This window comes from Mycobacterium sp. D16Q16 (assembly GCF_002013745.1).
Taxonomy (GTDB): domain Bacteria; phylum Actinomycetota; class Actinomycetes; order Mycobacteriales; family Mycobacteriaceae; genus Mycobacterium.
In genome coordinates this window covers 15250-26264 of sequence record NZ_MAEY01000013.1, presented here as the reverse complement: position 1 = coordinate 26264, position 11015 = coordinate 15250, and the positions used below count along the sequence as shown (strand labels likewise).

Genomic DNA, 11015 nt, shown 5'->3' with positions numbered 1-11015 from the left:
GCACCGAGCGTCTGTTTCGCCAGAAGGGAAGGTGGGGGCTACATCGCTGCCAGCGGCTCGCTGCCCGACCAGTCGTGGCCCCAATAGCTATCCGCCGTGATTTCCTCGGCGGTGTAATACGTTTCGTCGACCCGCATACCTTCGGTGCCAAACTCGATATCCCAGCCGCCCGGGGCCCGGACGTAGAAGGACACCATCTTGTCGTTGGTGTGCCGCCCCAGGGTGGAGGAGAGCGAGTAGTCGTCCTTGAGCACCCGATCCAGGGCCTGACCCACGGCATCGAGGCTGTCCACCTCGACCATCACGTGCACCAACCCCGGCGCGCCGCCATGCGGTGCCGGGCAGAGCGCCAGGCTGTGGTGACGCTCGTTGATACCCAGGAATCGCACCCGCATCGGGCCGAACTCCTGCGGGGCGGGAATGCGGAACGCTCCCCGCGGCCGGAATCCCAGCACCTCGGTGTAGAAGGTAAAGGCGCCGCCCGGATCCGTCACCGGCAACACCACATGTCCGAGCCCCTGGGCGCCGGTCACGAATCGTGCCCCGAACGGCGTCACCGCCGGGCTGTGGTCCAGCACCGGGCCGTGGAACACCTCAACGGTGGTGCCGACGGGGTCGGTGAAGGTCACCACTTCCTCAACCCGGCGGGCGTCGGCTTCCTCGACGGACAGCTGCTTCACCGCCGTGCCGGACGCCTCGACCGCCTGCACGACCTCACGCAACGCGGCGCCATCGCGCACCTCCCAGCCGATCGTGACGACCTGATCGGCCTCACCCGGCACTACCACGACGCGCGCGGCGCGTTCATCCATGCGTAGATACAGCGCGTCGGAATCAGGGCCGCTGCCTTCGGCGAATCCGAGCACTCCCAGGGCGAAATGCCGCCAGCGGGCCATGTCCCGGGTTTGGACCGTGATGTATCCCAAGCTCCTCAGCATCAGATCATCGCCCTCAGCTGGCCCTGCGGCTCGATGCCCAGCGCGCTGAGCGCCGACGCGTGGAACACGGTGCTGGGCACATGAATTGCGTGGGCAAGCCCAGTATGCGCATCACGCCAGTACCGCTGCAGCGGTTTGTCCAGACGCATCGCGTTACCACCGGATCGGGAGAAGATCTGATCGACGGCCATCACGGCGCGCCACGCGGCGCGCACCTGGGTGCGACGGCCGGCGGCCCGGTCTTCGAAGCTCACTTCCTGACCGGAATCGACTATGTCCCAAATCTTGTCGACATTCGCGAGGATCTCCTGGCGGGCTGCGTTGATATCCGCGGCCGCCTCGCCGATCGCGAAAAGCACGTACGGATCGTCCTTGACCGCCGTGCCCTGTGCCCCGACGCGCTCGCGCTGATAGTCCAGGTGCGCGGCTAGCGCGCCCTCGGCGATGCCGATCACCGCCGAGCTGATACCCAGCGGGAACATCGTCGACCACGGCATCCGGTACAGGGTGTCCGTCATACCGGCGTTGCGCTGCGCAGTGCCGTCGATCACCTCGTCGCCATCCATCACGCGATAGGTCGGCACGAACGCATCCTTGACGATGATGTCCTTGGACCCGGTGCCACGCAGTCCCACCACATTCCAGGAGTCCTCGACGATGCGGTAATCCGTACGCGGCAAGATCATGTGCAGCATCTTCGGCGGCATGACGGGCTTGCCCTCCGCGTCGCCGAGCAGCGCGCCCAAGATGATCCAGTCGCAGTGATCGGTGCCGGAGCTGAACTGCCAGCGTCCGTTGAAGATGTAGCCGCCGTCCGCCGGTGTGGCCACACCCGTCGGCGCGTAGGGCGAGGCCATCCAGATGTCCTGGTCGTCACGCCACATTTCCTCGGCGACTCTGGGGTCGGCAAAGGCGACCTGCCACGGATGCACGCCGACGACACCGCAGATCCAGCCAGACGCGGGATCCAATGCCGCCGTGGCCATGACGGTCTCGGAGAACTCACGGGGGTGTACCTCGTACCCGCCGTACTTCTTGGGCTGGAGCAGCCGGATAGGCCCGGCGGCCCTGAGCATCTTCGCGGTCTCATCGGGTAGCGTGCCCAGCTTCTCCGCCTCCCACGCCTGCTCACGCAGCTGGTCGGCGAGATCGTTGATGCGATCGATTACGCGTTCGGTCATGCGCTTGATAGTGCGCCCGCCACGACCTCCCTATCGGGTGTTTTCCCGATCAGCGGTCCGTTGAATCCGATTGACCGGTCACTGGGATCGGCGCGCCGGAGCACGGTCCGCACGCCCTAGCGTGGCCAATCGTGAAGAACTTCGATGTGGTGGTGGTCGGCGCCGGATTCGCCGGCCTGTACGCCCTGCAGCGTCTGCGATCGCAGGGTCTATCGGTCATCGTCTTCGAGGCAGGCCCGGACGTGGGCGGCACCTGGTTCTTCAATCGGTATCCGGGTGCGCGTTGCGATGTGGAGAGCATCGACTACTCCTATTCGTTTTCCAGTGAACTGCAACAGGATTGGGATTGGGGCGAGAAGTACGCCACCCAAGCGGAGATCCTGCGCTACATCAATCACGTCGCCGACCGATTCGACTTGCGCCGCGATATCCAATGCGGCACCCGCGTCACCTCGGCGATCCTCGACGAGGAACAGGTGCTGTGGTCGGTACGCACCGACCGGGGAGATCAGGTGACCGCGCGGTTCTGCGTGATGGCCACCGGCGCGTTGTCGACCGCGAACATGCCCGATATCCCCGGGCGTGACGCATTTGCCGGCGAGCTGTACCACACCGGACACTGGCCGGCGGCCGCAGTGGACTTCACCGGCAAGCGGGTCGGAGTCATCGGAACAGGGTCATCGGGCATCCAACTGGTGCCGATCGCCGCGCAGACCGCCCAGGAGCTCTTCGTCTTCCAGCGCACCGCCAATTACAGTGTTCCCGCAGGCAATACCGACATCACCCCCGAACGTCGTGCCGAGGTGAAGGCCCACTACGACGAGCGCCGCAGACAGTCCCGGGAAAGTGGCGGCGGCTCTCCGCATCAAGCCCACCCCAAGAAGACCCTGGAAATCAGCGCCGAGGAACGTCGCTCCGTCTTCGAGAGACGCTGGAATCTCGGCGGCGTCCTATTCGGAAAGACCTTCCCCGATCAGACGACAGACATGCGAGCCAACGACGAGGCCAGGAACTTCTTCGAGGAGAAGGTGCGCGCCGTCATCGACGATCCGGCCGTTGCGGACATCCTTATCCCCACGGACCATCCCATCGGCACAAAGCGAATCTGCACAGACACCAACTACTTTCAGACGTACAACCGCGACAACGTGCACATCGTGGATCTCCGTACCAGCCCCATCGAGTCCATCGATATCCACGGAATCAACACCACGGCAGGGCATTACAGCTTGGATACGCTCGTGTTCGCCACCGGGTTCGACGCCATGACCGGCTCTCTGAATCGGATCGGCATCCAGGGCCGCGGCGGACGCCCCCTGGCGGAGGCCTGGCGGGCGGGACCGCGCACCTACCTGGGCCTCGGGGTCGACGGATTCCCCAACCTGTTCATCGTGACCGGGCCGGGCAGCCCTTCGGTGCTCGCCAACATGGTGCTGGGTGCCGAGCAACATGTCGACTGGATCGGTGAGCTACTGAACTACATGACAGAACATGGTTTCTCGACCGTGGAGGCGGAGCCGCAGGCGGTCAGCGACTGGGTGACCGAGTGCAACGAACGTGCCGCCTCCACCATGTTCCCACAAGCCAATTCGTGGTACCTCGGCGCGAACATCCCCGGAAAGCCACGCGTTTTCATGCCGTTCATCGGCGGCTTCGGAGTGTACGGGGCCATCTGTGCCGATGTTGCCGCCAGCGGGTACAAGGGCTTCGCCCTCAGCGGGGGCAACACATGACACGGCTATCGGGGAGGGTTGCGGTGGTCACCGGCGCCGCAAAGGGTATGGGGCGCAAGCACTGTGAGCGCCTCGCCGAGGAAGGCGCGGAGGTCATCGCGATCGACCTGCCCGGGTCCACCGAGCTCGCCGGCACCGTCAAGGAGGTCGAGTACCGCGGCCGCCGCTGTGTACCCGCCTTCCCCGATGTCCGTGACCCGGAGTCGCTCACCCAGGCCGTTGACGTCGGGGTGGAGGTACTGGGCCGCCTGGACATCATCGTGGCGAACGCCGGGATCTACGAAGACCTGGCCCCGTCATGGGAACTCACCGAGGACGCCTGGCAGCGGTCACTCGACGTGAACCTGACGGGTGTCCTGCACACCATCCAGGCGGGGGTGCGGCACCTGACGGCCGGCGGATCTATCGTGGTCATCAGTTCCACCAACGGACTCAAGGGCACCCCGCACACGGCGCACTACACCGCGAGCAAGCACGCCGTCGTCGGTCTGGCCCGCACGGCGGCCAATGAGCTTGGACCGCTCGGCATCCGGGTCAACACGGTGCACCCGGGGGCGGTCAACACGGGCATGATCCTCAATCCCGACGTCATCGGCCGTTTGCGTCCAGACCTGCAACACCCCACCGAACAGGACGCCGCAGCAGCCCTGGTGGCCCGCACCCTGTTACCGGTGCCGTGGGTGGAGGCGGTGGATATCAGCAATGCGGTGGTCTTCTTGGCCTCCGACGAGGCGCGCTACATCACCGGTACACAGCTGGTGGTCGACGCCGGATTGACGCAGAAGGCATAACGTGACTGGACGATTGGCGGGCAAGATTGCCCTCGTAACGGGTGCCGCTCGCGGTATCGGGCGCGCACAGGCGGTGCGCTTCGCTCAGGAGGGCGCCGATGTCATCGCCCTCGACATCTGTGCGCCGGTGCACACCACCGTCACGCCGCCCGCGACGCGCGCGGACCTCGATCAGACGGCCGACCTTGTGGAGTCCCACGGCCGACGGGTCATTCCGGGCGTGGTCGACGTGCGCGACCTCCGGGCCCTAGAAACCTTTGTGACCGATGCGGTTACCTCATTCGGCGGACTGGACGTCGTGTGTGCCACCGCCGGTATCACATCGCGCAGCACCCTCGCCGAGATGACCGAAAGCGCCTGGCAGACAATGCTCGACGTCAACCTGACCGGCGTGTGGCACACCACCCGCGCCGCGATCCCCCACCTGATCACCCGTGGCGGCGGCTCGATGGTGCTGGTGAGCTCGATCGCCGGATTGCGCGGCCTCATTGGGGTTTCGCATTACGTCGCGGCCAAGCACGGAGTGGTGGGGCTCATGCGTTCACTCGCATCGGAGTTGGCGCCGCACAAGATTCGCGTCAACGCCGTCCATCCCACCAACGTAGATACCCCGATGATCCAGAACGAACACGTGCGACGGATGTTCCGGCCCGATCTTGACGAGCCCACCCGGGCTGACTTCGAGGTGGCGGCCAAGACCATGAACATGCTCGATGTGCCATGGGTGGAGCCGCTCGATATCGCCAACGCGTCGCTGTTCCTGGCCTCCGATGAGGCGCGCTACATCACCTCGGTGAGCCTGCCGGTGGATGCGGGCAGCACACAGCGATAACCCTCATCGGCGGTACCGTTTCGGTATGGACGTGCTGATCTCGGCGGCCGAACTCGCTGGCCGCCTCTCCGAAGTCCGGTTATTCGACGTCCGTTGGACCGTCATGGCTCCCGACGGGCACCCGGCCTATCTGGAAGGCCACCTCCCCGGCGCGGTATTCGTCGATCTCGACGCCGACCTCGCCGACCACTCGGCGACGGGTCGCGGCCGTCATCCACTACCGACGCCCGAGGCCTTTCAGGCCAGTGCACGCCGCTGGGGCCTCAACGACGGTGACGCCGTGGTCGTCTACGACGACTGGAACGGGCAGGCGGCCTCACGGGCCTGGTGGCTGCTGCGCGCCGCCGGAATTGCCGACGTCCGGATTCTCGATGGCGGCTGGGCGGCCTGGCAGCGCTTCGGCGGGCCCGTCGAGACGGGCGAGGTTGTCCCCGAGCCCGGCAAGGTCACCATCGCTTCGCTAGACGGTCTGGCCGCCGTCGATGTCGACGAGGTTGCGATTCAATCGAAGTGGGGGGATATCCAAATTCTGGACGCCCGCGCTGCCGCTCGCTACCGCGGGGACGAGGAACCACTCGATCCGCGAGCCGGGCACATCCCCCGCGCCATCTCAGCCCCTACTGCCGAGAACCTCAATGCCGACGGCACCTTCCGATCGGCCGCCGAACTGCGTGAACGCTTCGGCGAGCTCGGCGTCGAACACAGCCCCGCCGTCACCGTGTACTGCGGGTCGGGTGTCACCGCGACACATCAGATCGCCGCGCTGACCATCGCGGGATACGACGCCGCCCTCTATCCGGGATCGTGGTCGGAGTGGTCGAGTGACCCGCAGCGCCCTGTCGCGACCGGACCCGATCCGTTCTAGACGATCAGAGCGTCAATCCCACGGCCAGAGCAATGATCCCGAGAAGCGGGGGCACCAGCTGCTTCAACGCGGCCGACGCTTTGTCCGGTGACGAGATCAACAGCACCAGACCGGCCGCGACCATCGACCCCGCGCCCGTGAAGACCAGCGTCGCGCCCACCGGTGTGCAGCCACGTGCCCACAGCACCGTCCCCACCGCGATGGCGATGGCAAGAAACAGGTTGTAGAAACCCTGGTTGAAGGCAAGCGGTTTGGTGATCTCGGCTTCCTCCGCGGTGCGGACACCGAACACCTTCCGAGTCTTCTCAGTGGTCCACGTGATCGATTCCAGATAGAAGATGTAGACGTGGATGAGCGCCGCGATTCCCGTCAATACCAACCCTGCGATGATCATGCTGCGAGAGCCTATCCGTCCTTCCGCTAACGCAGTGCCGACTCAAGCGTTCCCTCAGCCTGCGCCGCCTCGACGCTCGGCTGCTCGCAGATATCGGTACGCGAGTTCATCCCCACGACCGCCGCGCAGACCGTCGCCAGTACTGCTCCGCCGCCGAGCAGCACCGGATGCGTCAGCACCGGCAGCGCGCCGCTGAGCACCGTCAGCATCATCGGCACCCCGAAGCCCAGATAGGTCAGCCCGTAGAAGACGGCGGTAAGCCCGGCCAGGTCCGTCGGCCCGGCAATCCGGTTAACCTCCTGCAGCCCACTGACCAGCGCTGTTCCGTACCCCGCGCCCAGCACCAGCGCGGCGGTCAGGACCAGCGGGACAGTGAGCCGGTAAGCGGCGAAGGCGGCCAGGGTCATTCCCGAAGCGATCAGCGCCAGCCCGATGATGCCGAGCCGCGCGGTGCCTGCCCGATCGAGTCTGGGCGCCACCATCTGCGCGGCGAAACCACAGCCCAAGCAGACCAGGCAGCACAGCGCGGAGAATGCGATGCGCTCGCCAGGAAGCGTCGGTGCGATCAGGGTCGGCAGCACCGCGTACGCCACCGCAGCCGATCCGAACACCCACGGCGCCAATGGCATCACGACGAAAAGGAAGCGCCGGCGGCGCGCGGCGGGAATTTTGAGGTCGTCGATCAGCCGTCCCGGTGCACGCTGGGAGGCCGATTCCGGCACCGAGAGTGCCAGCACCGCACCGGGAATCGTGATCGCGATGTTGACCAGAAATGCCAGGTGCTGCGGCCAGGGCCCCCACTGCGCCAATGCTCCGGCCACGGCCGCACCCAGTGCGAATCCCGCGGTCAGACTCATCGCCCCGCGCCGCGCACCGGCGCCGGCACGATCAAACGGGGGAGCCGACAGTTCCTTGACCCATGAGCTGCCCGCGGCCATGGCCAGGCCCAGCGCGATGCCGGACAACACACGCCCCGTGAAGAGCAGCGCGAAATGCTGTGAGCCCAGCGCGAGCACCAGAGACCCCGCCATCGACATGAACGGCGCGGGCAGCATCACCGCGCGTCGGCCATAGCGATCTGAGAGCGGTCCGCCCAGGAAGAGCGCCGGGATGATGCCCAGCACATAGGCGAGGAGCAGTGTGTCGACAGAAGCCGCGGACTGCCCGGCCTGCCGGTACATCACCAGCAGCGGGGTGAATTCATTACCACCCCAAGCAATTCCGAACATCGCGAGGGCCACCCGGTGCCAAGGAGCCAGCCGCGGCAACAGCCGGCTAGTCACGCTCGGTCACCACTTTCATGTGCTCGACCAGCTCGACGCTGAAGAGTGCGGCGTCGCCCGCCGCGAGCGCGTCCACCAGCGCGCGGTGCCCGGCAACCGACCGCGCGACCCGCACCGGGTCTACCCCGATGGCGGCGGCCGCCATGCGGCGCTGGCGCTCGCGAAGGCTGTCGTAGAAGTTCTCCAGCAGCGGGTTGCCCAGCTTGGCAACGATCGCGCGGTGGAAGTCCACATCGGCCGCGGCGAAACCCGCGGCATCGCCCTGCGCGGCACGCCCCAATTGCACGTCGATGAGTGCGGACAGGTCAGACAGGAGGGCCTGCGAGGCGCCCCGTTCGGCAATGCGCGCTGCCGCCGCACTCTCCACCACGCGGCGCGCGTCGACGACATGCCGCCGTTCCTCGGGGGTGATGGGCACCACCAGGGCCCCGCGCTTGGGATAGAGCCGCAACCAGCCTTCGGTCTCGAGCCGCAGGAAAGCCTCGCGCACCGGGGTGCGGCTGCATCCCATCCGCGCCGAGATCTCCCCTTCGCTCAGCAGCTCGCCTCCGGGTATATCGCCGCTGAGAATGCGCTCCTTCACACAGCGATATGCCTCTTCACTTGCGGAGATGGCTGCCGTTCGAATAATAACACAACATGTATCTAAGATGATCCCGGTAGCTATCGCAAACCGAAAAGAGCACTTCGCGGGGTGTTCAGCGTCACGTTGAAGCCGCGTGCGCGGCCGGCGTCACCGGACGCGGAATGCTCGCTGTGGCGGGCGCGGGCTGTATCCGGCAGGCCGGCCTAGCGGCCGGCCTGCTCCTGGGCGATCCGCGCGTCCAGCTTCGCGTCGAACTTGTCGGCAAGCGTCCCGCACGCTGTCGGGTCAATCATCGGGTTGGGGTCGCGTTGCACGGCGAGCCTGTTCAGCTTCGTGATGTCATCGGCTTGTTCGGGGTGCACGGAGAACAGGATGTCGCAGGGCAGCGTGCGCACCGTCTGGATGCTCTGCCGGAACCGGGACACGTGACCGGGCACAAAGCGGTAGTTGCCGGTGGCGACGGCATTGAGGCTATCGGCGTAGACCATGTCCAGGCACCGGCCGCCCTCGCACGATTTCCACGTCCAGCTGACACCGCCGGGTGTGTGGCCCGGCGTGAAATGAGCTGTCACCGATACATTTCCGAGCTTCAGCACCTCCCCGTCGGCGATCTCCCGAACTCGTTCCACCGCGGGGAAAGAGGCGTTCGCGGTATCGGAGGCTTGCGGATCATCGGGAGACACGTGCCCGGCGCGCAGTGACTGAGCGCCGACGGGGCTCGATACCGCCGTGGCGCCGCTGTCATGGACCACCGCTGCGATACCGCCCGCGTGGTCGATGTGGGTGTGAGAAGACAGCACGTACTTCACGTCGTCCACGGCGAACCCCAGCGTGCGGATGTTGTCCTCCACCTGGGGTGCCGACTGCGGCATACCCACATCCAGAAGGATCAGACCGTCGTCGGTCCGAATCAGCACCGAACTGATGCCCTCCGTCCCGACGTAATAGGTGTCACCGTGGACGCGAATGGGTGCGCGCGGCTGCGTCCAGACCGGATCTCCCGCCGCCGGAGCAGTCAGCGAGTTGCCGTGTTCGTGCTGTTCAGGCGGCTCCGGAGCGGCGGTACATCCCGCGACGAGGACGGTGAGAGCGGCGACGGCGAGCAGCTTCATGGTCTCCATCCCTACCCACCCCGCAGCACACCCGAGCACGCGGATTTAGACGCGTGCTTCGATAACACCATGCAACGCACTATCTACACCGAGGACCACGACGCGTTCCGGGAGTCCGTAAAGGCATTCGTGCAGCGCTACGTCGAGCCGCGCGCCGAGAGCTTCATCGAGCAGCGCTACATCGACCGCGAACTGTGGTTAGAGGCGGGCAAGCAGGGCTACCTGGGGCTCGACGTCCCCGAGGAGTTCGGGGGCAGCAGCGCCGGGGACTACCGCTACAACGCGGTGCTGCAAGAGGAGCTGTCCCGCTCCAGCGCCGCACTGGCCTCGTCGATGTCCATCCATTTCGACATCGTCGCCCCGTACCTGGTCGAGCTGACCACCGACGAGCAGAAGCAGCGGTGGCTGCCCAAGTTCTGTAGCGGCGAGATGATCACCGCCATCGGTATGACCGAACCGTCGGGTGGCTCCGATCTGGCTGCCCTCAAGACCACCGCGGTCAAAGACGGCGACGACTGGGTCATCAACGGCTCCAAGACGTTCATCACCAACGGCGCCCGCGCCGACCTCGTCGTCGTCGCCGCGCGCACGGCACCCGAGCTGAAGGCCAAGGGCATCACCTTGTTCGCCGTCGAAGAGGGCATGCCCGGCTTTGAGCGCGGACGCAAGCTGGACAAGGTGGGCCAGCCCGAGGCAGATACCGCCGAACTGTTCTTCACCGATGTCCGGGTGCCCGCCGAAAACGTGATCGGTGAGGTCAACCAGGGATTCATCTCGATGATGCAGCGCCTGCCCCAGGAGCGGATGGGCTGTGCGGTCGCCAACATCGCCCACGCGGCCGGCGTGCTGGAGGAGACGATCGAGTACGCCAAGGAGCGCAAGGCGTTCGGTCAGCAGATCGGCAGCCTGCAGTACAACAAGTTCCTCATCGCCGAGCTCGTCACCAAACTCGAAGCAGCACAGGTGTACGTCGATCAAGGTGTGCTGTCGCACAGCAAGGGCGAGCTCTCGGCAATAGATGCCGCAAAGGCCAAGTGGTGGTCCTCGCAGGTGCAGAACGAGGTCATCGACGCCTGCGTACAGCTGCACGGCGGCTACGGCTACATGAAGGAGTATCGGGTCGCGCGGGCCTGGATGGACGCCCGTGTCACCAAGATCTGGGCAGGCTCCAACGAGATCATGAAGGAGCTCATCGGGCGCGACCTGGGCTTCTGATCCGACCCCGCCCGGGCCGCTAACGTCGAATGGGAATCTGACGAGGCGTTTGGCTGGAATTTCCTCGTGAGATTCCCACTCGGTG

At 65.9% G+C, this 11015-nt stretch carries 11 protein-coding genes; 5 read left to right on the top strand and 6 right to left on the bottom strand.

Annotated features, from left to right (window positions below; all coding sequences use genetic code 11):
- Positions 1–38 precede the first annotated feature (38 nt).
- Entirely contained in the window at positions 39–938 is a 900-nt protein-coding gene (gene bphC, locus B4394_RS13405) for a biphenyl-2,3-diol 1,2-dioxygenase (RefSeq protein WP_078315293.1), read from the bottom strand.
- Positions 938–2119, bottom strand: a complete 1182-nt coding sequence (locus B4394_RS13400) for an acyl-CoA dehydrogenase family protein (protein WP_078315292.1) — start codon at positions 2117–2119, stop codon at positions 938–940. Before B4394_RS13400 ends, bphC begins: the two co-directional genes overlap by 1 nt.
- 131 nt (positions 2120–2250) lie before the next feature.
- Between B4394_RS13400 and B4394_RS13395 the strand changes: the two genes are divergently transcribed.
- The 4 genes from B4394_RS13395 to B4394_RS13380 are packed head-to-tail and all read left to right on the top strand — an operon-like array spanning position 2251 to position 6340.
- Complete coding sequence (locus tag B4394_RS13395; RefSeq protein WP_078315291.1) at positions 2251–3852, top strand: flavin-containing monooxygenase; 1602 nt, start codon at positions 2251–2253, stop codon at positions 3850–3852.
- Positions 3849–4643, top strand: coding sequence for a mycofactocin-coupled SDR family oxidoreductase (locus B4394_RS13390; protein WP_078315290.1), 795 nt, complete (start codon positions 3849–3851; stop codon positions 4641–4643). The genes B4394_RS13395 and B4394_RS13390 overlap by 4 nt, the downstream gene beginning before the upstream one ends.
- A gap of 1 nt (position 4644) precedes the next feature.
- Entirely contained in the window at positions 4645–5475 is an 831-nt protein-coding gene (locus tag B4394_RS13385; RefSeq protein WP_078315289.1) for a mycofactocin-coupled SDR family oxidoreductase, read from the top strand.
- A 25-nt stretch (positions 5476–5500) separates the two neighbouring features.
- Positions 5501–6340: a sulfurtransferase gene (locus B4394_RS13380; protein ID WP_078315288.1), complete on the top strand. Its 840-nt coding sequence runs from the start codon at positions 5501–5503 to the stop codon at positions 6338–6340.
- 4 nt (positions 6341–6344) lie between these two features.
- Here B4394_RS13380 and B4394_RS13375 read toward each other — a convergent pair whose 3' ends face one another.
- The 4 genes from B4394_RS13375 to bla form a co-directional block, all read right to left on the bottom strand.
- Positions 6345–6734, bottom strand: a complete 390-nt coding sequence (locus B4394_RS13375; protein ID WP_078311436.1) for a DUF1304 domain-containing protein — start codon at positions 6732–6734, stop codon at positions 6345–6347.
- A 26-nt stretch (positions 6735–6760) separates the two neighbouring features.
- Complete coding sequence (locus B4394_RS13370) at positions 6761–8017, bottom strand: MFS transporter (protein WP_502688525.1); 1257 nt, start codon at positions 8015–8017, stop codon at positions 6761–6763.
- The gene (locus B4394_RS13365) at positions 8010–8648 is read right to left on the bottom strand and encodes a GntR family transcriptional regulator (protein ID WP_078311465.1); all 639 of its coding nucleotides are present in this window, start codon (positions 8646–8648) and stop codon (positions 8010–8012) included. Before B4394_RS13365 ends, B4394_RS13370 begins: the two co-directional genes overlap by 8 nt.
- Before the next feature lie 158 nt (positions 8649–8806).
- Complete coding sequence (bla, locus tag B4394_RS13360) at positions 8807–9724, bottom strand: subclass B3 metallo-beta-lactamase (protein ID WP_078315287.1); 918 nt, start codon at positions 9722–9724, stop codon at positions 8807–8809.
- Positions 9725–9784: 60 nt separating this feature from the next.
- Here bla and B4394_RS13355 point away from each other — a divergent pair, with 60 nt between their 5' ends.
- A complete protein-coding gene (locus tag B4394_RS13355; protein WP_078311438.1) occupies positions 9785–10930 on the top strand; it encodes an acyl-CoA dehydrogenase family protein in 1146 nt (381 codons plus the stop codon).
- Positions 10931–11015: the final 85 nt, after the last annotated feature.